The organism is Novosphingopyxis sp. YJ-S2-01 (genome assembly GCF_016093175.1).
GTDB lineage: Bacteria > Pseudomonadota > Alphaproteobacteria > Sphingomonadales > Sphingomonadaceae > Novosphingopyxis > Novosphingopyxis iocasae.
In genome coordinates this window covers 1,580,166-1,602,987 of sequence record NZ_JAEDAI010000001.1, presented here as the reverse complement: position 1 = coordinate 1,602,987, position 22,822 = coordinate 1,580,166, and the positions used below count along the sequence as shown (strand labels likewise).

General features: G+C 62.8%; 27 protein-coding genes. 12 read left to right on the top strand and 15 right to left on the bottom strand.

What is annotated here, in order from left to right:
- Positions 1-35 precede the first annotated feature (35 nt).
- The 3 genes from I6A82_RS07870 to I6A82_RS07860 are packed head-to-tail and all read right to left on the bottom strand — an operon-like array spanning position 36 to position 2,039.
- Positions 36-785: a DUF4350 domain-containing protein gene (locus tag I6A82_RS07870; protein ID WP_198094419.1), complete on the bottom strand. Its 750-nt coding sequence runs from the start codon at positions 783-785 to the stop codon at positions 36-38.
- A 4-nt stretch (positions 786-789) separates the two neighbouring features.
- Positions 790-1,044: a hypothetical protein gene (locus I6A82_RS07865; RefSeq protein WP_198094418.1), complete on the bottom strand. Its 255-nt coding sequence runs from the start codon at positions 1,042-1,044 to the stop codon at positions 790-792.
- Positions 1,041-2,039: a cysteine synthase A gene (locus I6A82_RS07860; protein ID WP_198094417.1), complete on the bottom strand. Its 999-nt coding sequence runs from the start codon at positions 2,037-2,039 to the stop codon at positions 1,041-1,043. The genes I6A82_RS07865 and I6A82_RS07860 overlap by 4 nt, the downstream gene beginning before the upstream one ends.
- A gap of 85 nt (positions 2,040-2,124) precedes the next feature.
- Between I6A82_RS07860 and I6A82_RS14640 the strand changes: the two genes are divergently transcribed.
- Positions 2,125-2,259, top strand: coding sequence for a hypothetical protein (locus I6A82_RS14640; protein WP_269750372.1), 135 nt, complete (start codon positions 2,125-2,127; stop codon positions 2,257-2,259).
- A 68-nt stretch (positions 2,260-2,327) separates the two neighbouring features.
- Entirely contained in the window at positions 2,328-2,453 is a 126-nt protein-coding gene (locus I6A82_RS07855; protein WP_187335810.1) for an entericidin A/B family lipoprotein, read from the top strand.
- A gap of 27 nt (positions 2,454-2,480) precedes the next feature.
- Here I6A82_RS07855 and tatC read toward each other — a convergent pair whose 3' ends face one another.
- From tatC to I6A82_RS07805, 10 genes are all read right to left on the bottom strand, one after another.
- Entirely contained in the window at positions 2,481-3,263 is a 783-nt protein-coding gene (gene tatC, locus I6A82_RS07850) for a twin-arginine translocase subunit TatC (protein ID WP_246449556.1), read from the bottom strand.
- Positions 3,260-3,643 (bottom strand): Sec-independent protein translocase protein TatB, encoded by a 384-nt coding sequence (tatB, locus tag I6A82_RS07845; protein ID WP_187335809.1) that lies wholly within the window; start codon positions 3,641-3,643, stop codon positions 3,260-3,262. Before tatB ends, tatC begins: the two co-directional genes overlap by 4 nt.
- A 25-nt stretch (positions 3,644-3,668) precedes the next feature.
- Positions 3,669-3,938: a twin-arginine translocase TatA/TatE family subunit gene (locus I6A82_RS07840; protein WP_198094416.1), complete on the bottom strand. Its 270-nt coding sequence runs from the start codon at positions 3,936-3,938 to the stop codon at positions 3,669-3,671.
- Between the two features lie 34 nt (positions 3,939-3,972).
- The gene (scpB, locus tag I6A82_RS07835; protein ID WP_198094415.1) at positions 3,973-4,611 is read right to left on the bottom strand and encodes an SMC-Scp complex subunit ScpB; all 639 of its coding nucleotides are present in this window, start codon (positions 4,609-4,611) and stop codon (positions 3,973-3,975) included.
- Positions 4,608-5,375, bottom strand: coding sequence for a segregation and condensation protein A (locus I6A82_RS07830; protein ID WP_198094414.1), 768 nt, complete (start codon positions 5,373-5,375; stop codon positions 4,608-4,610). Before I6A82_RS07830 ends, scpB begins: the two co-directional genes overlap by 4 nt.
- Positions 5,372-6,379, bottom strand: coding sequence for a beta-N-acetylhexosaminidase (gene nagZ / locus I6A82_RS07825; protein ID WP_198094413.1), 1,008 nt, complete (start codon positions 6,377-6,379; stop codon positions 5,372-5,374). The genes I6A82_RS07830 and nagZ overlap by 4 nt, the downstream gene beginning before the upstream one ends.
- A gap of 123 nt (positions 6,380-6,502) precedes the next feature.
- Positions 6,503-7,162, bottom strand: a complete 660-nt coding sequence (locus I6A82_RS07820; RefSeq protein ID WP_198094412.1) for an SPOR domain-containing protein — start codon at positions 7,160-7,162, stop codon at positions 6,503-6,505.
- A gap of 40 nt (positions 7,163-7,202) precedes the next feature.
- Complete coding sequence (gene argS, locus I6A82_RS07815) at positions 7,203-8,930, bottom strand: arginine--tRNA ligase (protein ID WP_198094411.1); 1,728 nt, start codon at positions 8,928-8,930, stop codon at positions 7,203-7,205.
- Between the two features lie 20 nt (positions 8,931-8,950).
- The gene (locus I6A82_RS07810; RefSeq protein WP_198094410.1) at positions 8,951-10,414 is read right to left on the bottom strand and encodes a hypothetical protein; all 1,464 of its coding nucleotides are present in this window, start codon (positions 10,412-10,414) and stop codon (positions 8,951-8,953) included.
- A gap of 33 nt (positions 10,415-10,447) precedes the next feature.
- On the bottom strand, positions 10,448-11,092 hold the full coding sequence (locus tag I6A82_RS07805; protein WP_198094409.1) for a hypothetical protein: 645 nt from the start codon (positions 11,090-11,092) through the stop codon (positions 10,448-10,450).
- 138 nt (positions 11,093-11,230) lie between these two features.
- Here I6A82_RS07805 and ispH point away from each other — a divergent pair, with 138 nt between their 5' ends.
- Genes ispH through rnhA form a run of 3 tightly spaced genes read left to right on the top strand, consistent with a single transcriptional unit; the run spans position 11,231 to position 13,657 of the window.
- Complete coding sequence (ispH, locus tag I6A82_RS07800; protein WP_198094408.1) at positions 11,231-12,187, top strand: 4-hydroxy-3-methylbut-2-enyl diphosphate reductase; 957 nt, start codon at positions 11,231-11,233, stop codon at positions 12,185-12,187.
- Between the two features lie 4 nt (positions 12,188-12,191).
- Positions 12,192-13,193: a homoserine kinase gene (thrB, locus tag I6A82_RS07795; RefSeq protein ID WP_198094407.1), complete on the top strand. Its 1,002-nt coding sequence runs from the start codon at positions 12,192-12,194 to the stop codon at positions 13,191-13,193.
- Positions 13,190-13,657 carry a ribonuclease HI gene (gene rnhA, locus I6A82_RS07790; RefSeq protein WP_187335800.1) on the top strand — a complete coding sequence of 156 codons (468 nt, stop codon included), beginning with the start codon at positions 13,190-13,192 and terminating at the stop codon, positions 13,655-13,657. Before thrB ends, rnhA begins: the two co-directional genes overlap by 4 nt.
- Here rnhA and I6A82_RS07785 read toward each other — a convergent pair whose 3' ends face one another.
- A complete protein-coding gene (locus I6A82_RS07785) occupies positions 13,658-14,746 on the bottom strand; it encodes an NAD(P)/FAD-dependent oxidoreductase (RefSeq protein WP_198094406.1) in 1,089 nt (362 codons plus the stop codon).
- Complete coding sequence (locus I6A82_RS07780) at positions 14,743-15,678, bottom strand: alpha/beta fold hydrolase (protein ID WP_198094405.1); 936 nt, start codon at positions 15,676-15,678, stop codon at positions 14,743-14,745. Before I6A82_RS07780 ends, I6A82_RS07785 begins: the two co-directional genes overlap by 4 nt.
- A 31-nt stretch (positions 15,679-15,709) precedes the next feature.
- Between I6A82_RS07780 and I6A82_RS07775 the strand changes: the two genes are divergently transcribed.
- From I6A82_RS07775 to I6A82_RS07745, 7 genes are all read left to right on the top strand, one after another.
- Positions 15,710-16,183: an A24 family peptidase gene (locus I6A82_RS07775; RefSeq protein WP_198094404.1), complete on the top strand. Its 474-nt coding sequence runs from the start codon at positions 15,710-15,712 to the stop codon at positions 16,181-16,183.
- Positions 16,184-16,230: 47 nt separating this feature from the next.
- Complete coding sequence (gene cpaB, locus I6A82_RS07770) at positions 16,231-17,244, top strand: Flp pilus assembly protein CpaB (protein WP_198094403.1); 1,014 nt, start codon at positions 16,231-16,233, stop codon at positions 17,242-17,244.
- 4 nt (positions 17,245-17,248) lie between these two features.
- Complete coding sequence (locus tag I6A82_RS07765) at positions 17,249-18,838, top strand: type II and III secretion system protein family protein (protein ID WP_198094402.1); 1,590 nt, start codon at positions 17,249-17,251, stop codon at positions 18,836-18,838.
- 52 nt (positions 18,839-18,890) lie between these two features.
- Complete coding sequence (locus tag I6A82_RS07760) at positions 18,891-19,469, top strand: CpaD family pilus assembly protein (protein ID WP_198094401.1); 579 nt, start codon at positions 18,891-18,893, stop codon at positions 19,467-19,469.
- Positions 19,469-20,743, top strand: coding sequence for an AAA family ATPase (locus tag I6A82_RS07755; RefSeq protein ID WP_198094400.1), 1,275 nt, complete (start codon positions 19,469-19,471; stop codon positions 20,741-20,743). The genes I6A82_RS07760 and I6A82_RS07755 overlap by 1 nt, the downstream gene beginning before the upstream one ends.
- Before the next feature lie 61 nt (positions 20,744-20,804).
- Complete coding sequence (locus tag I6A82_RS07750; protein WP_198094399.1) at positions 20,805-21,764, top strand: type II secretion system F family protein; 960 nt, start codon at positions 20,805-20,807, stop codon at positions 21,762-21,764.
- Between the two features lie 15 nt (positions 21,765-21,779).
- Entirely contained in the window at positions 21,780-22,772 is a 993-nt protein-coding gene (locus tag I6A82_RS07745) for a type II secretion system F family protein (RefSeq protein WP_187335791.1), read from the top strand.
- Positions 22,773-22,822: the final 50 nt, after the last annotated feature.

Genomic DNA, 22,822 nt, shown 5'->3' with positions numbered 1-22,822 from the left:
AGAATTTCCCAGAACGCGCCCAAGATGCCGGCTCGTCACTCAGCACCACCGAGTTCGGCGAGAAGCCCTGTGATCAGCGCGCCATTACCCTCGCGCCCCCACAGGCCCGGTTGCAGCACATCGGCATCTGCCAGCAGCAGCGCCCTGCCCTTGCCGACGGCGCAGTCGGCGATCAGCCGAGTGGTGTCGATCGCGCATTTCGCCGCGGGGTCGGGGACATCCGCCAGCGCTGCAAAGGCCCCAGGCGACCGGGTCTCGATCCGCTCTCCCCGCACGTTCAGCGCCGGTGCCTGACCGGCCCGGTCCATCGGCATCACCAGCTCGATGCCCCAATGGGAAAAAAGCGGAGACAGAAGCGAGGTGAACAATGGCCGGCGTGCATCGCCGATCGGAAAGCGGCTCTCCCAATGCAAGGCGGGATCGGCGAGGATCAGCGCCTTGCCCCCTGCCCGCAGCCAACCGTCCAGCGCCACCAGCTCCGCCGGATCGAGCGCCCTTGGCTGTGCGAGCAGCAGAATGCCGGTGGGGGCACTTCTGGCACCCTCTGGTCTTAGTCCGTTCAGATCGTCCAGCGTCCGGATGTCATAGTTTCTCTGCAGATCGACATAGGCAGGTGCAGGTGAACCACCTCCGCTCAGTTGCTCCTGAATAGACGCCTCTCCACTGCGTAGCGGCAGGCTGGTCATCAGCATCAGATCGCCACGCGGCCCCGTCGGCTTTCCCGCGGCGCACGCTGCCAGCATGAGAATCGCGCCAAACGCCGTGGCGAGCGACCGTATGGACACGAATCTACTTCGCTTGGGCCACGGAGGTCTCCTCCGGCGCAGGAACGGCCCCGAGTTCAGCGAGCGGCTCCTTCGGCGCTTCGGTTTTAGGGGCCGCCTCCGCAACAGGAGAGCCGGTTTCCGCGATCTCTTCGGTTACCGGCACCTCGTTGCTCGCGCGGTCATTGGCAATCCCCGCCAGCCCGACGAGCAGAATGACCGCGACCAGACCGAGAACGCCGATCTGCAAGCGCTGAACATTCTCGCGCCGCTGGGTCACCGGCTCGCCTCAACCTGCCAGGGCATCGGTTCGAGATTTTTGGAGCGCATCCACTCCGGGTTGTAGAGCGTGGAGAGATAGCGAAAACCGGTGTCGCAAAGGATCGTCGCGATCCGCTTGCCTGAACCCAGTTTGCGGCCCAGCGCGACAGCACCGGCCACATTGATGCCTGACGACAATCCAAGGCACAGGCCTTCTTCGGCGAGGAGGCGGCGAACCCACTCCATCCCCTCTTCGTCGGAGATGCGAAACTGATCGTCGATCGGCGCGCCTTCAAGATTGGCCGTGATCCGCCCCTGGCCAATCCCTTCGGCGACCGAACTGCCTTCGGATTTCAGCTCACCATGCGCGAAATATTCGTACAGCGCCGCACCGTGCGGATCGGTCAGCGTGATCTGGACATCCTCACTCTTCTGCTTCAGGCCCATGCCCACGCCCGCGATGGTGCCGCCAGTGCCCGCCGCACAGGTGAAGCCGTCGACCCGCCCGTCCATCTGCGCCCAGATTTCCTCCGCGGTCGTCTCGATATGCGCGCGGCGATTGGCGATATTGTCGAACTGGTTCGCCCAGATCGCATTCTCGGTCTCTTCCGCGATCCGGCGGGAGGTGTGCACGAAGTGGCCAGGGTTGGAGAATGGAGCGGCGGGAACGGTGATCAACTCCGCCCCCAGCGCGCGCAGCGTGTCCATCTTTTCCCGGCTCTGCGTCTCCGGCATCACGATGATCGTGCGATAACCCAGAGCGTTGGCGACCAGCGCAAGCCCGATGCCGGTATTGCCCGCCGTACCTTCCACAATCGTCCCTCCCGGTTTCAGCGCCCCGCGCTCCTCGGCATCGCGCACGATATAAAGCGCCGCACGATCCTTCACCGACGCGCCGGGGTTGGTGAATTCGCATTTGCCGAAAATGTCGCAGCCCGCCGCCTTGCTCGGCCCCTTGAGGCGCACGAGCGGCGTATTACCGATAAGGTCCAATGTAGTGTGAAGCGTTTCCATCGACCCATTCTAGATATTGGCGATGGGCTGGGCAACAGCGGAGAAACAGCGCACCCCGTGATCGGTTCAAAAAGATTGACGAAGAATGACCTTCGAAATCAATAACTTATCATTTTTTTCGCTTGCCGATATTTTTCTCGGAACCCTTTTCGACAAGCGTCCGTTTGGATGGACAGAGCAGCGGAACTCCCTCCCCCCCTTTGCCGCTGTTCTGTATTAAGGCCCGGATGCGCTCCTCCCAACCCAGCCATCCGGGCCTCATTTTTGTCCAGCGTTTGGAGGATTAACATGCGTAAAATTGTTTTGGCGAGCCTCGTTGCAGCGACCTTCCTTGTTGCCGGGTGCAACACCGTCAAGGGCGCAGGCGAAGACATTCGTTCGGTCGGCCAAGCTGGCGAAGACGCGATCGACTGATCGCTCCGCATCCAGGCCCATCCGGGTTTATAGAGGCGATCGAAGGTCTTCGGTCGCCTTTTCTTTTGCCGTCTTCCGGTCCGTAATCAGCATCAGGATCAGCGATCCTTCATAAAGAAGCACGAGCGGGATACCGAGCATGAATTGCGAGATGATGTCGGGCGGCGTCAGGATTGCCGCGACCAGAAAGCTGATCACCAGCATGTAGCGGCGAAAGCCGATCAACTGCTCGCGGGTCACCAGTCCCGCACGGTGTAGCAGCAGTAGCAGGATCGGCAGCTGGAACGCGACGCCGAAGGCCAGCACGAAGCGCATCACCAGATCCAGATAATCGCCGACCGCCGGAAGCGCCTCGACATTGAGGCCGCCCGAACTGCCCGCATATCCAAGGAAAAATTGAAAGGCGAGCGGCATGACCATGAAATAAGCCAGCGACGCGCCTGCAATGAACAGGATCGGTGAAGCGAAAAGAAATGGCAGAAAAGCCTTCTTTTCGCGCGCATAGAGACCGGGTGCGACAAAGCGCCATAGCTGCAGCGCGATCACCGGGAAGGCGAGCAGGAAGGCCGTGAATAGCGCCACCTTGATCTCAACGAAAAAGGCTTCGTAGAGCTTCGTATAGATCAGCTTGCCTTGCCCCGGCGGAAAGGCATCCGTCAGGGGCCGCACAAGCAGCGCAAAGATATCTTCGGCGAAATAAGCGCCGATCGCGAAGCCGATCACGAGCGCGATCATGCACTTTATCAGGCGGCCACGCAGTTCGATAAGATGATCGAGCAGCGGCGCTGTGCTCTCGTCGATATCGTTCACGCGCTATCGTCCTTGCGGTCCGGCTCCGCAGGTGCGGGCGCAGACTCGTCCGGCGGAGGGAACGTCGCTGCGGGCGCTTCGGGCGGCGGCAGGGGCCGCATCTGCGGCTCGTCTCCGCGCTGCTGCTCCGGCGTCAGCGCGCCTTCAGGGTGTTCGCGCATGATGCGGGCATTCTCGTCCGCCCATTTTTTCTCGAGATCCTTGAGCTCGGCCTCGCGAACCATTTCGTCGAAGCCTTCGCGCACTTGCCGCATCACGCCGCGAATGCGCGCGACCCAGCGGCCTGCGGTCATCAGCGCATCCGGCAATTGCTTGGGTCCGATGGCGACGATGGCGATTACCGCGATCACCGCCATCTCGGAAATGCCGAGATCGAACATCGATACTCCGCCGCGTCAGACGCGATCAGTTGGAGGTATAATCCCGGTCACGCTCACGCTCGGCATCCGTACGCGGCTCGATGGGCGCACCTTCTATCCGGCGGGGTTCCTCGGGTGCACGGTCACGGCGGCTTTGTTCACGCTCGCGCTGGTCGGAATCCTCGTCCGTGATGCCTTTCTTGAAGCTCTTGATGCCCTTGCCGACATCGCCCATCATCTCGGAAATGCGGCCGCGGCCGAACAGGATGAGCACCAGTGCGGCGACGATCAGAAGTTGCCAGATACTCGGTTGCATTACAGAATCTCCGAAGGCCTGTTTCCCCCGCTATCTAAACGTTCCCGCGGCCGCTTGCCACCCAATCCTCATTTGGCACGTCCGATTCATCAACGGCGTCCGCGCGCGCCTCGGCCTCTTCCTCCAGTGCATCAAAGGCTTCGTCGACCGGATCGAGCAGCCCTGCCGCCTTTAATTCGTCGATTCCGGGCAGATCGCGCCGACTTTCCAGCCCGAAGTGAACCAGGAATTCCGGCGTCGTTGCATAGATCAGCGGCCGCCCCGGCACCTCGCGTCGTCCGGCAGGGCGCACCCAACCCGCTTCCATCAGCACGTCCAGCGTACCCTTCGATATCTGGACTCCGCGAATGGATTCGATCTCCGCGCGGCTGACCGGCTCATGATAAGCGATAATGGCGAGCGTCTCGACGCCTGCTCGGCTGAGGCGCCGCAGCTGTGTGCGTTCGCGCCGCAGCATTCTGCCCAGATCGGGCGCGGTCTGAAAGCGCCAGGCACGCCCGCGCTTCACCAGCTCGATTCCCCGCCCACGATAATGGTCTTCAAGCGCGGCTAGCGCCGCCCCGATGTCGATTGTCTCGCCGACATAAGCGCGGATTTGCTCCACCGTCATCGCGTCTTCCGCCGCGAACAGGCAGGCCTCCACCGCGCGGACGTCGTCGGCCGGGGCGCTCATGTCCGCTTCCGCAGCCGCAGCGGCGCAAAGGTGCCTTCCTGATCCAGCGCCACACGCCCCTGCCGGGCCAGTTCCAGCGCGGCGACGAAACCGGATGCGAGCGAGGATTTGCGCAGCTCCGGATTTTCGGACTTGGCCAGAAAATGCTCGATCCGCGTCCATTCGACGGCATGGCCGATCAACCGCGAAAGCCTGTCGATCGCCTCTTCCAGCGTCACCACCGCGCGGCGCTTGACGATGTGGAGCGCCGGCTCGGTGCGCGCGCGTAACTGACCATAGGCGTTGATCAGCGTGAAATAATCGCAGTCCCATGCGCGCTCCTGGATGACCCGGAGCCCCTCCGGCGCTCCGCGTGCAAAGACATCGCGCCCCTCGCGGTCCCGCGCCATCAACCGGGCACCGGCTTCGCGCATCGCATTGAGACGTTCGAGCCGCAATTGCAGGCGCAGCGCCAGCTCTTCGGGGCTCGGGTCTGCCTGCTCCTCCTTCGGCAGGAGCAGCGCCGATTTGAGGAAGGCAAGCCAGGCGGCCATCACCAGGTAATCCGCGGCAAGTTCGAGCTTCAGGGAGCGCGAGCGGTCTATAAAGGCGAGATATTGCTCAGCCAGCTCCAGAATAGATATCTGCCGCAGATCGACCTTTTGGCCGCGAGCGAGCGATAGCAGCAGGTCGAGCGGCCCTTCCCAGCCATCGATGTCGAGGGTCAGCTGCTCCGGTTCGCGATAGGCCGCTTCCTCGAAACCGTCTTGAGCGTCCGCGCTCACACCAGCGCCAGCAGCTCGTCGCGCTTGGCCACGAGTTCGTCCAGCCGCCCCTGCCCGCCAGGGTCACTCAAGGCCGCACAGGCAGCTTCGTAACGCCGCTTGGTTTGGGGCTTCATCGTACCGAGGCGCTGTGCAATGCCGGTCATGTCGTCCATTTTCGCCCAGCAGTTGAGCGCAATATCGCACCCTGCGGCGACCGCCGCTTCGGCGCGCTCCGGCACGCTGCCGTCAAGCGCTTCCATGTCCAGATCATCGCTGAACAGCAGTCCATCGAAGCCGATCTTGCCGCGAATGATGTCCTCGATCACGGTCGGTGAAAGCGTGGCGGGACGGTCCTCGTCCCATGCCGTGAAGACGATATGTGCGGTCATCGCCATGGTGGCGTGCGAGAGCGCGGCGAACGGCGCGATGTCGCGTTCCAGTTCATCGGCGCTGGCGTCTACCACGGGGAGCGACTTGTGGCTGTCCGCCATGGCGCGGCCGTGGCCGGGAATATGCTTCACGATCCCGCCCACCCCGGCGGCAGCCAGTCCATCCAGTACAGCGCGGCCCAGCGCCGCCACTTGCATTGGCTCTTCGCCCAGTGCCCGGTCACCGATAACATCGTGGGCGCCCGGCGCGCGAACATCGAGCAGCGGCAGGCAGTCGACATTGATGCCGACTTCGGCCAGCGAAACGCCGATCGCCTCCGCGTTCAACAGCGCGGCCTGCATGGCGGAAATGGGGGCCAGCCGGTAAAGCTCCGCAAAGCGCGCGCCCGCGGGAAATTGCGGCCAGACCGGCGGCTTCATCCGCTGAACGCGGCCGCCCTCCTGATCGACCATGATCGGCACATCATCGCGGCCGTGCAGAGCCCGCAAACCATCGGTCAGCGCGCGAACCTGATCCTTGCTTTCGAAATTCCGGCCAAACAGGATGTACCCGGCAGGATCCGCCTCGAGAAAAAAGCCGCGCTCCGCATCGGTCAGTTCCAGCCCGGATAGTCCGAAAATCGCCGCTAGCATGCCGTCCTGAACCTGGTTCGCCTCATCAGGCAGTAAGCTTAGACCGCGCCGGAATCGCGAGCAAGCGGGCGGTGGAAAACTCTGTGGATGGACGGCGGGAAAGCCGTGGACTTCCCGGCCCGCTCAGCCTGCGATCAGACAACTGCCGCCATCGCTCTTGATGCGATTGCACAAGCTGTTCGCATTGGCCCGGTCGGACGAGACGGCACTGAGGCGATAGACCGTGCGCCCCTCCACCTCTGCCTTCACGACGCGGTGGCGCATGTCCTTCAGATATTCATACTGGCCGGACAGCTTGCTCCACTGCTGCTCTGCCGCGGCCTCGCTGTTCAGCGCGGCAAGCTGCACCATCACCCCGCCCGAAGCCGGTGCGTTGGCGCCTGCAGCGGCAGATGAAGCGGCAGCGGCCGGTGTGGCCTTCGGCTCAGGAGGCGCGGGCTTGGCAGGCATTGCGTTGCTCTCGCGCGATTTGCCCTCGCTCGCGGCGAAGGCGGCATCGCCCTCCCCTTCGAACTGCTTGCCCTGAGGGTCCTCGGGCGCGACCTTGTAGTCGCCCTCCTGCGCGGCGATCAGTTCGCCATTGCCGCTCTGTTCCTGACTGTTGTTGTGAAAGGCGAAAATACCGCCGAAAATCACCGCGATCAGCGCAAGGCCCGCGATTACGAGCAGCACGACCTTGCCGGTGGAAGGACCGTCCGGCTTGTCGTAATCGTCCGCCGTCTCCAGCCAGGGGAGGCTGTCGTCCTCGCCCAGATCCAGGTCGCGCCTTACGTCGTCGGTCATTATTTTCGTCCCCGATATACGGGCATGGGAGGCATTCAGCTCACATGCTCGTCGCGGCTTCCACCCCCATGAGAGCCAGCCCGTTGCGGATAATTTGCCCGATTTGTGCGGCGAGATAAAGCCTCGCCGCCGTGGTCTCTTCGTCCTGTGTCATAATGATGCGCTTGTCCGGACGATCATTGCCGAGGTTCCAGAACGCGTGGAACGCCGCCGCCAGATCGCCGAGATAGAAGGCGATGCGGTGCGGCTCGCGCGCTGCCGCTGCGCTCTCGACAATGCGCGGGAATTGCGCGGCGAGCTTGATAAGCTCCTGTTCTTCCTCGCCCAGCCGATCGAGCTGCGCGTCGGACGGCGTCACCCCCATCTCGGCCTCTGCCTTACGTAGGGTGGAGCAGATGCGCGCATGGGCATATTGCACGTAAAAGACCGGATTGTCCTTCGACGCCTCGACAACCTGCTGGAAGTCGAAATCCATCTGGGCATCGGCTTTGCGTGTGAGCATGGTGAAGCGCACAACATCCTTGCCGACTTCTTCCACCACTTCGGCCAGCGTCACGAAGCTGCCCGATCGCTTGGACATCTTCACCGGCTCACCGCCGCGCAGCAGCTTTACCATCTGCACCAGCTTCACGTCGAACGCGGTCTTGCCATCGGTCAGCGCAGCGACGGCGGCCTTGATGCGCTTGACCGTGCCGGCATGGTCCGCGCCCCAGATGTCGATCAGCTGATCGGCGCTCTGCGCCTTCTGATAGTGATAAGCGAGGTCGGCACCGAAATAGGTCCAGGCACCATTGGATTTCTTGATCGGGCGATCCTGATCGTCGCCGAACTGGGTAGAGCGGAACAGGGGCAGCTCGACCGGCTCCCAATCCTCCACCGTCTTGCCCTTGGGCTGCTCGAGCACGCCGTCATAGACGAGGCCGCGGGCGCGCAAATCTGCCTCTGCGGCATCCGCCTTGCCCTCTTCGTGCAGCGCCGCTTCCGATGAGAACAGATCGTGATGGATGCCGAGCAAGGCAAGGTCGGCGCGGATCATCTCCATCATGTCGGCGACGGCTTCCTTGCGGAACAGCACCAGCCATTCGCTCTCCGGCGCGCCAACATATTTGTCGCCATATTCCTTCGCCAGCCGCTCGCCGGTTGGGATCAGATAGTCGCCCGGATAGAGGCCTTCGGGAATGGCGCCGATATCCTCGCCCAGCGCCTCGCGGTAGCGCAGATGCGCGGAGCGGGCGAGCGTATCGACCTGGCCGCCGGCATCGTTCACATAATATTCGCGGATGACCTTATGGCCCGCCGCTTCTAGCACCGATGCCAGCGCATCACCCACCACGGCGCCGCGGCAATGGCCCATATGCATCGGCCCGGTCGGGTTCGCGGAAACATATTCGATATTGACGGTAACGCCCTTGCCCGCTGCGGAACGCCCATAATCGTCCCCGCGCGAGGCAATCTCGCGCAGCTCGCCAAGCCAGACGCTATCGTTTAGGCGCAGGTTGAGGAAACCGGGGCCGGCGATCTCGACCGATTCCACGCCGTCCGCGGCGCGCAATTTTTCTGCCAGCTTCTCAGCCAGATCGCGTGGCTTCATACCAGCGGGCTTTGCCAGCACCATCGCGGCATTGCAGGCGAGGTCCCCGTGCGAGGGATCGCGCGGCGGCTCCACCGCCACCTTGTCGCGCGGCAGATCGGCCGGGATCACGCCCTCGGCGCTCAGCGCATCCAGCGCCTCGCCAACGCGTGCGGAATAGGTTTCGAAAATCGTCATGGCTTCACTCGCGATAAAATTCAGGCGGTCGCCTTGGCATCCCGGCGCAGCGAAAGCCAGATCAACAGCGCCATAACGCCCGCAAACGCACAATAGAGCGTAAGCGATGGGATCCAGGTCCAATCAAACCACTCCATCGGCACGGTGCGGATATTGCCTTCGATGAAACGCTGCCAGACCTCCACCTTCAGCGCCTGCGTTTCGCCTTCATAAGCGGTCACATTGGCGGCGGCGATCATCGAGGAGATAACGGCGCTGACCGCGAACAGCGCTGCGCCCAGCGTCTTCCAGAACGGGCCGCGGCACAGCGCCCAATATCCGGTCAAGCCAAGCCCGAGAAAAGCCATGGCGGGCATTGCATGACGGGGCCCGGTGCTGTTGCCGCCGGTCCAGTAGACATAGGCCGCGTTCAGCAGGAAATAGATGGCCGTGCCCGCGATGGCCAGCCAGCCGGCGGCCCGTAAATTCTCCCGGCCGATCATGCGGAACAGACCCACCGGAGCCAGCACGAGCAAGGGCGAAAGCCACAGGATACCGCGGCGCTCACCGAACAGGATTTCGTACATCACATGGGCCTTGGGATAAGTCAGCCCCATCACACCCTGCTGCATCCCTTCGAACCCTTCCACGCCCTCATAGCCTACCTTGAACGGCGTCCCGAAGGCGATGAGGTTGTAGATGACGAGCGGGGCCAACGCGGCGAGACCCGCGACCACGCCAACGCCCAGCAGCTTCAATCTGAGCACGGCCGGAAGTCTGCGCGTCTCCCATTGGCCATAGAGCAGCAGTGCCAGCACGCCGAAAACGGACTGATGCTCGACCACCAGCGCCCAGCCGAGCGCGAAGGCGGCAATTGCCGCTGCCGTGAAGAGCCGCCCGGGCCTTACCCCCTGATCGGGGCCGCTCACCGCAATATAGCGCAGTCCCGCCAGACCGATCAGCAGCAGCGCGCCCACTGCGGCATGGCCAAATATGGTGGTGGCCCAGCCCCAGGTGGGCGTGGCAATGGCATAGGACAGCGCCCCGAACATGGCAGCGCCGCGATTGCCCGTCAGCGAAACGCCCGTCCAATAGAGCGCGACAGCGCCAAGCGCGACGAGCAGCCCTGACGATAGAAAAGCGGAAAGCCAGACGCGCAGCACCACATAATCAACAAAGCCCCGGTCCCCCAGGCTCGGCGAATGAAACACCGCCTCGTCATCCGTGAGCCGGTCTAGCAGCCAGACTGCCGGTACCGCCATCAGCGTCATGCCGGGCGCCTTGTCGGTGTAATAATGATCGCCGAACTTCGCATGGTCCGATGCAAGTTCCGCATATTGGTCGATCGTCGCATCGCCTTCTTCAACGAGCGATACTGCTGCGAACAGGCGGGTGGTGTTGTTGGGATTAAAGGCCCAGGAACCGAAATAGCCGCAGCTTATCCAGACAAATGCAAAGAGCAGCAGCGCGGTGCGCCCGCCTACCGGCCAAACCTTCCCCCCCATGGCAGACCCATTCCCTCCCGGCGCGGCGCGGCTTTAACGCGTGACGTTGTAGCGCAGCTGATCCTGGCTCAGCTGGAACCCGACGAGATGTTCGAACGTCGCCCGCGCGATTGCGGCGCGCACTTCCGGCTGCGCCAGCGGATCGAGCGCCGCATCGGCATCGCCGGCCTTGCGCTCACGCGTGATCTGGCGGCGGATGTCATCGGGCAGCGTGGCAGCTGCGCGGTCGATATAACCGGCAGCGCTTGCTTTCGCAGAAGCGCGTTCCTGTCCAGCGGCAAAGTTCAGCGTTACCTCACCCACGCGCTTGGCGACGACGGCGGTACCGCCCTGCGTGATGACGGAGAAATAGGGCAGCGTCACTTGGCGCGCCTGCCGGGTATCGTAGCGACGCGCCTGCACGTCGAAATCCACCTGGCTGTAAATTTTCGCACCGCTTTCATTGCAGCTTCCGCGCACGTTTGTGATGTCCGCCACCACGTCCAGATCGGAAAAGTTCTGCGATCCAGCGCTGCGGAAAGTGGTGATATCGCCCAGCCCCTCGGGCACGCCGACGATGGGGCAGCCGGAGCGCACGACATTGACGCCAACCCCGCTTGAAAGGTCGAGATCGCCCTCTTTGGAGCAACCGCCAAGCGCAAGAGCCAGGCCGGCGGCAGCGAACAGGAATTTCTTCAACGGTCGATCCTTTCATGGCGGCGCGGACAAGATTCGCGCCGTTCCGGGGTTCACGCCGCCTTATCCCCGCAATATATAGGGTGCAACCGTGCTGGCCCATCGGGCCGGACGCCCTGCGATGAGCCGAGGATCCCCGCCATGCCCGAAACCACCGATCGCCTGCCGCTGCGCCTGCTTGTCGCCGCGCCGCGCGGCTTTTGCGCCGGCGTGGACCGGGCCATCACCATCGTCGAGCGTGCGCTCGAGATTTATGGCAGGCCGGTCTATGTCCGTCACGAGATCGTCCACAACAAATATGTCGTGGATACATTGAAGGAAAAGGGCGCGGTTTTCGTCGAGACGGTCGATGACGTACCGGACGGCGTTCCGGTGGTCTTTTCCGCTCACGGCGTTCCGAAGGCCGTCCCGCACAAGGCAGCCGAGCGCGGGCTCGACTATATCGATGCCACCTGCCCGCTCGTTTCAAAAGTGCATCGTCAGGCCGAGCGGCAGGTCGATGCAGGTCGGCATATCATCTTCATCGGCCACCGCGGACATCCGGAGGTGATCGGCACTTTCGGTCAGGTGCCGGAGGGGTGCATGACGCTGGTTGAAACGGAAGCGGATGCCGAAGCGCTGCAACCTGCGGAGCCGGACAATCTCGCTTTTCTAACCCAGACGACGCTCTCCGTGGACGATACCAGGGCGATCACCGACATCCTCCAGCGCCGCTTCCCCTCGATCGTCGGGCCGCGCGGCGAGGATATCTGCTATGCGACGTCGAACCGCCAGCAGGCCGTCAAGGCAATCGCCTCATCCTGCGATCTCGTGCTCGTGATCGGGGCCACCAATAGCTCCAATTCGGTGCGTCTGGTGGAAGTGGCCGAACGCGAGGGAACGCCCGCCAAGCTGGTGCAGCGCGCCGATGACATTGACTTCACCTGGCTGGACGGCGTTGGCACCCTTGGCCTGACCGCGGGCGCTTCGGCCCCCGAGCTGCTTGTTCGCGAACTTGTCGATAAGCTTTCAGAGCGGTTCGACGTTCAGGAGGAAGTGATCGAAAGCGCCAAGGAGCGGATGGTCTTCAAGCTTCCGCGGAGCCTGGAAGCGGCCTGACGTCTTGGCGGTCTATACGCAGGTTTCGCCGGATGCGCTCGCCCGGCTGCTGGCGCGTTATGACGTCGGCGCGCCGCGTGCCTGCAAGGGTATTGCCGAGGGGGTGGAAAACAGCAATTATCTCGTCGAGACCACCAGCGCGCAATTCATCCTGACGCTCTACGAGAACAGGGTGGATGAAAGCGATCTGCCTTATTTTATCGATCTCGTCGGCCATCTCGCCGCGCGCGGCCTGCCCGTCCCTGCGTTCATCGAAGATCAAGAGGGCCGCGTGGTGCAGGAAGTGGCCGGTCGTCCCGCATGCCTCATCGCGTTCCTGAACGGCATATCGCCGGAGCGGCCCAATGCAGACCAGGCGGCGAGCGTCGGAACGGCGCTGGCGCAGATGCATGCCGCTTGGGCGGACTTTGACGGCCAGCGACCCAATAGCCTGGGGCCTGAAGGATGGCAGGCCCTCGCCGCCCGGTGCGACCGCGACGGGCTGAGGGCGATCGCTCCCGATTTGGGGCCGCGGATCGAGGCGGAGCTGAAACTGGTTAAAGAGCAATGGCCGCTTCAGCTCGAAACAGCACCGATCCATGCCGATCTTTTTCCCGATAATGTCCTGATGCTGGACGGCGCGGTCACCGGAATTATCGATTTCTACTTCGCCTGCACGGATATCCGCGCTTACGATCTGGCGGTCACGCATGCGGCCTGGTGCTTTAAGCCGGACGGCACGGGCTTCGACGAGGATGTCTCGCAGGCGCTGGTTTGCGCCTATCGCGCCGGTTTCGGGCTTACAGAAGCTGAGGAACAGGCGCTGCCCTTGCTGGCGCGCGGCGCATGCCTGCGCTTCCTGCTTACCCGCGCTTACGACTGGATCGCGACCCCGCCGGACGCGCTGGTGACCCGGAAGGACCCTCTTGCCTTCCTGCGACGGCTGGACTTTTATCGCGCCGTGATGGACGGGGAGCGCGGCAACCCGTTCGCGCATCGCAGCAATTCAGGAGAACGCCCGGCATGAAGACGGTCGAAATTTTCACCGACGGCGCGTGCAAGGGCAATCCGGGGCCTGGCGGCTGGGGAGCGCTGCTGCGCTTCAAGGGTCATGAGAAGGAACTTTCAGGCGGCGAGGCGAACACCACCAACAATCGCATGGAGCTCACCGCCGCGATCGAGGCGCTGAAGCTGCTGATCGAGCCGTGCAATGTCGTTGTGACCACCGACAGCAAATATGTTCTAGACGGGATCACCCGCTGGGTGATCGGCTGGCAAAAAAACGGTTGGAAGAACAGCCAGAAGAAGCCGGTGCGTAACGAGGATCTGTGGCGCGCACTGCTCGACGCTTGCGCGCAGCATCATATCGAATGGGTGTGGGTAAAAGGCCATGCCGGCCATCCCGAGAACGAGCGGGTCGACCGTCTGGCGAGCGATGCAGCGGAACAGGCCGCCGGACCGCCCCCGCCCGATTACGACGCCGAAGACTGATCAGGCGAAGCGCGCAGGCGAATAACGTGCCGGCTCTATTGCGTCCGGCATTTTCCCCGATCCCAGAATAAGATACGCGGCTAGCGCGGCCGCCGCCGGCGCGGTCTGTATGCCGAAACCGCCCTGCCCGGCGAACCAGAAAAAGGCATCATTGTCCGGCGCGCGGCCGATGACCGGCAGCCGATCGGGCGCAAAGCTGCGCAGTCCCGCCCAGCGACGTTCCACGGTCTCGACCGTCCAATCGACCACCTCTTCGAACCGCGCGATTGCGGTCGCGATGGCGATTTCCTCAGGCGCAGCGTCGCAGGGATCGCTCGGCACCTCGTCATGCGGGCTGAGCCACAGACGCCCGCCAGCGTCCGGCTTGAAATAGAAACTGCCGTCTAGGCCGAGGATCAGTGGAAGATCGGCGCTCGCCGCCGGGCGCGTTCGGATCTGCGCGATCGAGCGGCGAAAAGGGCGAATACCGCAACGGCGCACGCCGCTCGCTAGGGCTACGGCATCCGCCCACGCGCCAGCCGCGTTGACCAGCAGCGCCGCCGAAAACGAGCCGGCCGCGGTTTCGATGAGCCACTCATCGCCTGACCATTGGGCCTGACGCAGCGATGCGCGAGTCTGCAGCGTGGCCCCTGCGCGCGCCGATGCCGAAAGATAATGCGCATGAAGGCTTCCCACGTCGATATCGCGGCAATCGGGCTCCCATACCCCGTGATCCCAGCCCGCACGGATGCCGGGCACCCGCTCTTCGATCCCGCCGCGATCGAGTTCTTCCATGCGCACCGGGCTATCTGCAAAGGCATCCAACATTGCCGCCACGTCCTGCTGCTGACCGCTTTGCGCAATATGCAGCGCGCCGCGCGGGCGCAGGAACCCGCCTTCGGAAAGCGCGGGAAAAGAGGCGCTGGTAAGCGGCTGCACCCCTGGGCCACCATAACTCTCATCCCAGAAGGCGGCCGACCTGCCGGTGCTATGATAGCCCGCCTGGTCCTCTCCCTCGAGCAGCAGGACCGAGCGATGCGGTGCGAGCGCGGCGGCAAGGCTGGCGCCCGCCATTCCGGCGCCAGTGATCGCAATGTCGAAATCGCTCACTGCGTCTGCCGTTCCAGGAACGCGCCGATGGTTGCCATTACCTGATCGCGCACCGGATCGGCCTCACGCAAAAGCTCGTGCGCTGCCTCATCGCCGTACAGCACCAATTCGACATTGGGCAGACGTTTTGCATCGGTTATGATCCGCCGGGTGTCCACCAGCTGATCCGCCGTTGTCGCCACGATCAGCATCGGGGTGTCGATCGCTTCCAACGTGCCCGTTCGCTCCAGCCCGCGGATGGAATCCATCGCCCGTTCAACCCAGCCCCAACTTGCCGGCCCCATTTTCAATTCGGGACGAAGCGCCCACCAGCCCGACTCATCATCATAGCGCGCCTTGTCATGGGTCAGCAGCTTATGACGTTCGCTGGGGCGCGATCCCGGCTTCTCGCTATCCTTCCAAGCCGCCCGCGCCGGATTGCCGATCCGCGTCATCAACCGCGCATAAGCATGGCCCACCCAATAGGGAACGCCGCCCGCATGAATGCCCAGCATCGGCGCACTCAGAATGGCAGCGTCGGGATCGACGGCCCGTTCCGCCAACGCCCGCAGGACCAGATGGCCGCCCATGCTATGGCCCATCAGAATATGCGGTCCAGGCGTCTGCGCAGCCCAATTTTTCCAGAACCAGGCCAGATCCGCGATCCAGGTCGCGAAATCATCTACGTGGCCGACATTGGGTTCTTCGGAGAAACGGCCCGAACCGGCCTGCCCGCGCCAGTCGCTGGCGGTGACATTCCAACCGTTTGTCCAGAAGCCGTGCAATGTCTCGAGATACTTCTCGTAGATATCGCCGCGTCCGGGAAGGAACAGGATCGATCCTTTCGGCACGTCTGCGCGCCAGTCGATCCGGCGTATCGACCAGCCGTCTTCGGCTTGCCAGTGGCTCTCCGTGGCGGCGTCCGGAATGGCTCTGCGGTCTATGGTTACCATTTGGCAAGCAATGCTGGTTAACGAGGGGGCTATGACTGGGAACCCCTTCGCTTACGGGCTGCTCGCCGCCTTGGCAATCTTGCTGCTGGTGACTGTCTATACCGACATCAAGGATCGCAAGATCTACAACAAGATCGTGTTACCGATCGCGATCGGCGCGCCATTATGGTGGATCGCGAACGGAGAACCCGTCTGGCCGGACATGGCGCTGCACCTGATCACCGGCGTGATCGTGTTCCTGCTGTTTTCGCTGTTCTTCTATCTGCGCGCGATGGGCGGCGGGGACGTGAAGCTGTTCACCGCCATGGCGCTCTGGTTCGATTGGACCACCACGACGCGGATGCTTTTCTACACCGCAATTCTGGGCGCGATCGTAACCGTAATTTTCTGGATGGAGCATCGCTTCGCGAAGCGTCAGGGATTTGCCCAGATACCCTATGGCGTGGCGATTGCTATCGCCGGGCTCATCATCTGCGGTGAACGATATTTTAACCAATATGGCTGATTGATCCACGCTGACCAAAAGGGGCCTTCAGGGAGACAACAGGCGTCATGGACAAGAGAAAACTCATTCTGCTCGTGGGGGCGCTGTTCATCGCCGCCATCGCCGCGTTCATGGCGCGCAGCCTGTTCATGGGTTCCGCGGCTCCTGAAACCCAGGCCGCGGCGCAGCCGACAGGGCCCAAGGTTCTGGTCGCCACTCGCGGCCTTCCGGTAGGTACAATCATTACCGCGGACAGCCTTCGCTATCAGCCCTGGCCCGCCGAAATGGTGACCGATGCCTATTTCATCGAAGGTGCAGAGGGCGCCGTCGATATCACCAAATTGCAAGGCACCGTCGTTCGCCACGCCATTACGGCGGGCGAACCGCTGACGCATGGTGCGCTGGTCTCCCCCGGCGATCGCGGCTTCCTTGCCGCCGCGCTCGGCCCCGGCATGCGTGCCGTCACCGTGCCGGTTTCCGGCCTTACCGGCGTTGCAGGATTTGTTTTTCCGGGAGACCGGGTCGATCTCGTGCTGACTCAGAATGTGGACGGCGTTGCTGTCGAGAACTCGACCAACAAGCCGCTGAAGGTTTCGGAAACGATCATCCGCAACCTGCGCGTTCTGGCGACCGACCAGCGTACCGAGCCCCAGGTGGACGAGAGCGGCAAGACCGTAGCCACCGGCTATCAACTGGTAACGCTGGAAGCCACGCCGCGGATCGCGGAAAAAATCACCGTGGCGCAGACCATCGGCACGATCAGTCTGTCGCTACGCTCGCTCGCCGACAGCTCCACCGATCTGGAGGAAGCGATCGCTTCGGGCGCGATCAAGGTGCCCGCCACCAGCGATCCAGAGGAAGAGGAGCGCGTGCTGCGCAGTCTCGCCCAGCGACCGATCGACGGCAAATCCAGCTATTCGACCGGCGGAGACGTCTCGCGCTTCCAGCGCCGCAGCATCCCGCCGCAGACCGCGCCTGAGAAAAAGGCGATCGAGGAAAAGGCAGAGGAGGAAGCCAAAGGGCCCGTCGTGAACGTCGCCCGGGGCAATAACTCCACCACCGTTACGTTCGACCGGAGATAGGGTCATGAGGAAGTTTCTTCGCATCAAGCCGGGAGCCGCGTTGTTCGCACTGGCCGCGGCTTCGGCAATCGCCCCGGCGATGATCGCCGCCACCCCGGCTGCTGCACAGCAGACCGATCGGCCCAGCCGCACGCTCACCCTCTCGGTCGGCAGGGGTGAGCAGATCAATTTGCCCTCCAGCATTACCGACGTCTTCGTCGCCGATCCTTCGGTGGCCGATGTGCAGGTGACCAACCCGCGGCAGATTTACCTGTTTGGTAAAGCGCCGGGCGAAACCACCTTCTACGCTACCAATGGTGCGGGCAAGACCGTCTACAGCGCAATTATCCGCACGGGACGCAATATCGAGACGATCGATCAGATGCTTACATTGGCCATGCCCGAGGCCAATTTGCGGACCAACAGCCTGAACGGCGTGACCTTGCTGACCGGCACCGTCGCCAATCCCGAGGACGCAGCCGAGGCAGAGCGCCTCGTCCAGGCGTTCGTCGGCGACAGCACCAAGGTAATCAGCCGAGTACGCACCAAGACGCCGTTGCAAGTGAACCTGCGCGTGCGCATCGCCGAAGTGAGCCGTTCGCTCGCCAAGGAAATCAACGGCAATCTGGCCACGCGCGACACGAGCGGCGGCTTCCTGTTCGGTGTCGCCCGCGGCCGTGACTTTGTGAATATCTCGGGCACGCCCACCAAGGGCCTGCCGGTGCTCGACGCATCGTCGCAATTCGGCCTGCCGCCGGGCAGCATCAGCCTGCCCTTCGACCCGGCAACCGGCCAGTTCGTGACCAGCGGCACGCAGTACAAGTTCAACATTCCAAGCGGCGCAAACGTCATTCAGGCTGCTGGGCGCCTGTTCGGTCTGGACGTGGCTGCCGCGTTCGATCTTTCGGAAACCGCAGGTCTCATCTCCACATTGGCGGAGCCAAATCTGACGACCGTGTCCGGTGAAACCGCGGAATTTCTGGCGGGCGGTGAGTTCCCGATCCCCATCGCAAACGGCCTGGGTGCCACCACGGTCGAATTCCGCAATTACGGCGTGCAGTTGCAATATACGCCCACAGTGCTGGCCAATGGCCGCATCTCCCTGCGCGTTCGCCCCGAAGTCTCCGATATCTCCAGCGTCGGCGCGGTTCGTTTCGGCGGAACCGAAATTCCCGCGGTGATCACGCGGCGCGCGGAAACGACCGTGGAACTCGGCTCCGGCCAGAGCTTCATGATCGCAGGACTTCTGAGCAACGCATCGACCAGTTCTGTCGAGAAGATGCCTGGGGCGGGCGACATCCCGATCCTCGGCAATCTATTCAAATCGAACGGCTGGCGGCGCAATGAAACCGAGCTGATGATCATCGTCACGCCCTATCTGGTGGAGCCTGTTTCGGATAACGAGATCGTTCTGCCGACCGATGGCTATCAGAGCCCGAACGATGCCCAGAGGCTGCTTCTGAACCGGCAGAGCGACGGTGTCAGCGGCGGAACCCGCCCGATGCCAACGATCGCGCCGGAAGAGCCTGCGGGTCCGGCAATCGGCAATGCTGCACCGGCCAACTCCAACGCGCGCGCCAGCAACGACACCGCCGCTCCCGGCTTCAGCTATTAACGCGCCCCGACAGCCAGAAAGGTCAGCTTCCATGCATATTTCAGCAAAGCTTATGATCGCCGCTATCGGCCTGTCGCTGGCGGGTTGTACCGGCAGCCACGTCAATCGCACGATGTATTCGGTTCACCAGCCGGTGGTGACGCGTGCCAATTACGCGATTGACCTTAACGCAGGCGCAAACGGCCTGGCACCGGGCGAACGTCAGCGTCTGGGCGAATGGATGACGGCCCTGGACGCAGGTTATGGGGATCGTATCGCGATCGATTATGGCGGCGGCTTCGCCGATGCCGGCACCGCGACTGAGGTCTCGAACATCGCCGCCAACTACGACGTGGCGGTTGTTGATACCGCACCGGTAACCGCAGGTGCCGTCGTGCCGGGGACGGTGCGCGTCGTGCTTACGCGGTCGCGTGCGTCCGTTCCCTCCTGCCCCGACTGGAGCAAGAAGAGCGAGGCGAACTATACCGGCGGCAATCACACCAATTATGGCTGCGCCACGAACAGCAACCTCGCCGCGATGATCGCCGATCCGGAGGATCTGGTCCGCGGTCAGGATGCGCACGGCCATGACAGCACCCGCGCCGTTCGCCCTGTCGAGGCCTATCGCAGCGGCGAAACGGGAGACAACTGATGAACGCACCCTGGAAAGCCGGCGGCTCGCGTGATCCGTTCGAGGCGTATGTCTGCGATGTGAACACCTATGACATCGTCCGCTCCGTCTGCGACGACATGGGCTGGGCACCGGAAAAGGTCAGCAAAGGCGGGCTGCGCAATGCCATCCAGTCGCTGTCCGTTTCGGCCAGCCCCAACATTCTTCTGGTCGACCTGTCCGAGTCCGGAGATCCGCTGAACGATATCAACGGCCTGGCAGAAGTGTGCGAGCCCGGCACGATGGTGATCGCGGTCGGCCAGATCAACGATGTGCGTCTTTACCGTGATCTGATGGTGAGCGGTCTGCACGACTATCTGCTGAAGCCATTCGGCCCCGATGCCCTTCGCGATTCCATTGCGCAGGCGCAGGCGATGATGAACGCACCGAGGGCCGAGGACGACGGAGGTATCCGTAGCCACATCAGCACCGCCGTTATCGGCGTTCGTGGCGGCGTCGGCGCATCGACCGTTGCCACTTCGCTCGCCTGGCTTTTGAGCGACCGTCTTGGCCGTCTGACCGCGCTTCTCGACCTGGATGTCCATTTCGGCACCGGTGCGCTGTCTCTCGATCTGGAGCCTGGCCGAGGGCTGACGGACGCGATCGACAATCCCAGCCGTATCGACGGGCTGTTCATCGAACGCGCTATGATCAAGGCAAACGACAAGCTTTCGCTGCTCTCCGCCGAGGCCCCGATCAGCAATCCGATCATGACCGACGGCACCGCCTTCTTCCAGTTGCAGGAGGAGTTCCGCGGGGCGTTCGAGGCGACCGTGATCGATCTGCCGCGCAATATGCTGATCAACTATCCGCATCTAGTGCACGATCTGCAGGTGCATGTCATCGTGACCGAACTGTCGCTCGCGGCTGCGCGCGATACCATCCGCCTGCTCGCCTGGCTGAAGGCAAATGCGCCGCAGAGCCGCCCGATCCTGGTGGCCAACAAGGTGCAGAGCTCCGCGCTGGAGATCAGTCGCAAGGATTTCGAGTCCTCGATCGAGCACAAGATCGATTTCATGGTGCCAGCCGATCCCAAGTCGGCCGCGCAGGCGTCCAAGCTGGGTAAGCCGATCGTCGAGGCCGTCCGTTCCAGCAAGGCATCCGCTGCGATCAAGGGCATTGCCGACATGATCGTGGGTCAGGCCGAAGAGGATGAGCAGACCGATGGTGCCGAAGCAGGCAAATCGAAGAAGTCCGGCAAGAGCAGCTTCTCCTTCTCATCCCTGCTGCCTTCGAAAGCCAAGGCGAAGGCCTGATCGCCGCAGCAATGTCAGCGAACGGCCTTTACCCATCTAACGCGCAAGCGGAGTTTGTCCGATGAACGTACAAATGCTGATGTTCATCGCGACGATGGTGATCATGCTCGGCATGGTGGTGATGGCGTTCGCCGGGCCGAATGTCAGCAAGGCCAGCAGCCGGCGGCTTACCGCCGTGAAGCTGCGCCATAGCGACAGCGACGCTGCTCTGGTCGAAAAGCAGATGCGCAAGGCGGTTGCCGCCCAGCGGCCCCGCAATGCCAAAAGCGGCAGCCGGACCGAAAAGCTGATCCTGCGGCTGCAACAGACCGGCAAGGTCATCTCGATCCAGAAATATATGGCCATTTGCGGTGGCCTGTTCGCGTTCGTTTTTCTGGGGCTGATGGCCAAGGGCGCGCCGCTGATCTTCAGCCTTCTTCTAGGCGGCATCATCGGCTTCGGCCTGCCCCATCTGGTGGTCGGAAAGATGATTACCCGGCGAATTAACAAGTTCACCGCGCGCTTCCCCGATGCACTCGAGCTTTTGGTTCGTGGCCTGAAATCAGGCCTTCCGATTGGCGAGACCCTTGCAGTTGTCGCCAAGGAAGTTCCCGGCCCGGTGGGCGAAGAATTCAAGCGCGTCACGGAAAAAATCAAGATCGGGCATGCGATGGAAGATGCATTGCAGGAAGTGGCGGAACGGCTCGGCACGGCGGAGTTTCAGTTCTTCGTCATCACCTTAGCTATCCAGCGCGAAACCGGCGGCAATCTGGCGGAGACGCTCGGCAATCTCGCCGATGTGCTGCGCAAGCGTGCGCAGATGAAACTGAAGATCAAGGCGATGAGCTCCGAATCAAAGGCGTCCGCCTACATTGTGGGATCCCTGCCCTTTTTCGTGTTCGGTATCGTCTACTGGATGAACCCGGAATATCTGTCGGGCTTCTTCAGCGAGGACCGGCTGATCATCGCCGGTATGGGCGGCCTGATCTGGATGTCGATCGGCGGCTTCATCATGGCCAAAATGGTCAATTTCGAGATCTGAGGAGCCAGACGATCCATGGAACCCAATAGCGGCCCCACGCTCCTCGGCATCGATGTGTTCTACGTCGCCACCATTCTGGCGGGCGTGGCGGCGGCTGCCGTATTTCTGGCCATCTACGCTGCCGTTACCGTTAGCGATCCCATGGCCAAGCGCGTCAAGGCGCTGAATGAACGGCGTGAGCAGCTGAAAGCAGGCATCACGGCGTCCACCGCCAAGAAGCGTGCCTCGCTCGTGAAGAAGAACGAGACGACCGATCAGATGCGCGCAATTCTTTCGCGCCTCCAAGTGCTGCAGGACAGCCAGCTGAAAGAGGTCCAGCAGAAGCTGGCTCAGGCCGGCTGGCGTTCCAAAGAACTCGCCGTGGCCGTCATTTTCGCGCGCATGGTGCTCCCCATCGTGATCGGCGGCGGCGCGGCGCTGTTCATTTACGGGTTCGGCGGATTGGGCGACTGGTCCGAGCTGAAGCGTTTCGGCACGTTCGCCTTCGCGCTTATCGGAAGCTACAAGGCACCGGATATTTTCGTGAAGAACGCGATCACCAAGCGTTCCGACGCGATCCGCAAGGGGCTGCCCGACGCGCTCGACCTGCTCGTGATTTGCGCTGAAGCCGGCCTCACGGTCGATGCAGCCTTTGGCCGCGTCGCGCGTGAGCTGGGCCGGGGTTATCCGGAACTGGGCGACGAATTCGCCCTGACCGCAATCGAACTCGGCTTCCTTACCGAGCGGCGCATGGCGTTTGAAAACCTTGCCTACCGCGTCAATCTCGATGCGGTCCGGGGCGTGGTCACCACCATGATCCAGACCGAGAAATACGGCACGCCGCTCGCTTCGGCCTTGCGCGTATTGTCCGCCGAATTTCGCAACGAGCGCATGATGCGCGCCGAGGAAAAGGCAGCGCGCCTTCCTGCGATCATGACGGTGCCGCTGATCCTGTTCATTCTGCCGGTGCTGTTCATCGTGATCCTGGGCCCGGCGGCTTGCTCGATCGCCGACGCCTTCAGCCTCTGACAGCTGCCAACCTTGGGGATTAGGGAAAGTGCAAATGCTGCGGCGGAGCG

Bases quoted from the DNA above. Each gene is read 5' to 3' on its own strand.
- I6A82_RS07840 (WP_198094416.1), bottom strand. From the start codon at position 3,938: ATGCAACCGAGTATCTGGCAACTTCTGATCGTCGCCGCACTGGTGCTC.
- tatB (WP_187335809.1), bottom strand. From the start codon at position 3,643: ATGTTCGATCTCGGCATTTCCGAGATGGCGGTGATCGCGGTAATCGCC.
- I6A82_RS07860 (WP_198094417.1), bottom strand. From the start codon at position 2,039: ATGGAAACGCTTCACACTACATTGGACCTTATCGGTAATACGCCGCTC.
- I6A82_RS07855 (WP_187335810.1), top strand. From the start codon at position 2,328: ATGCGTAAAATTGTTTTGGCGAGCCTCGTTGCAGCGACCTTCCTTGTT.
- I6A82_RS07780 (WP_198094405.1), bottom strand. From the start codon at position 15,678: ATGGTAACCATAGACCGCAGAGCCATTCCGGACGCCGCCACGGAGAGC.
- ispH (WP_198094408.1), top strand. From the start codon at position 11,231: ATGCCCGAAACCACCGATCGCCTGCCGCTGCGCCTGCTTGTCGCCGCG.
- rnhA (WP_187335800.1), top strand. From the start codon at position 13,190: ATGAAGACGGTCGAAATTTTCACCGACGGCGCGTGCAAGGGCAATCCG.
- I6A82_RS07810 (WP_198094410.1), bottom strand. From the start codon at position 10,414: ATGGGGGGGAAGGTTTGGCCGGTAGGCGGGCGCACCGCGCTGCTGCTC.
- I6A82_RS07760 (WP_198094401.1), top strand. From the start codon at position 18,891: ATGATCGCCGCTATCGGCCTGTCGCTGGCGGGTTGTACCGGCAGCCAC.
- I6A82_RS07745 (WP_187335791.1), top strand. From the start codon at position 21,780: ATGGAACCCAATAGCGGCCCCACGCTCCTCGGCATCGATGTGTTCTAC.
- I6A82_RS14640 (WP_269750372.1), top strand. From the start codon at position 2,125: ATGACCTTCGAAATCAATAACTTATCATTTTTTTCGCTTGCCGATATT.
- nagZ (WP_198094413.1), bottom strand. From the start codon at position 6,379: ATGCTAGCGGCGATTTTCGGACTATCCGGGCTGGAACTGACCGATGCG.
- argS (WP_198094411.1), bottom strand. From the start codon at position 8,930: ATGACGATTTTCGAAACCTATTCCGCACGCGTTGGCGAGGCGCTGGAT.
- I6A82_RS07775 (WP_198094404.1), top strand. From the start codon at position 15,710: ATGACTGGGAACCCCTTCGCTTACGGGCTGCTCGCCGCCTTGGCAATC.
- I6A82_RS07820 (WP_198094412.1), bottom strand. From the start codon at position 7,162: ATGACCGACGACGTAAGGCGCGACCTGGATCTGGGCGAGGACGACAGC.
- I6A82_RS07755 (WP_198094400.1), top strand. From the start codon at position 19,469: ATGAACGCACCCTGGAAAGCCGGCGGCTCGCGTGATCCGTTCGAGGCG.
- I6A82_RS07750 (WP_198094399.1), top strand. From the start codon at position 20,805: ATGAACGTACAAATGCTGATGTTCATCGCGACGATGGTGATCATGCTC.
- I6A82_RS07765 (WP_198094402.1), top strand. From the start codon at position 17,249: ATGAGGAAGTTTCTTCGCATCAAGCCGGGAGCCGCGTTGTTCGCACTG.
- cpaB (WP_198094403.1), top strand. From the start codon at position 16,231: ATGGACAAGAGAAAACTCATTCTGCTCGTGGGGGCGCTGTTCATCGCC.
- scpB (WP_198094415.1), bottom strand. From the start codon at position 4,611: ATGAGCGCCCCGGCCGACGACGTCCGCGCGGTGGAGGCCTGCCTGTTC.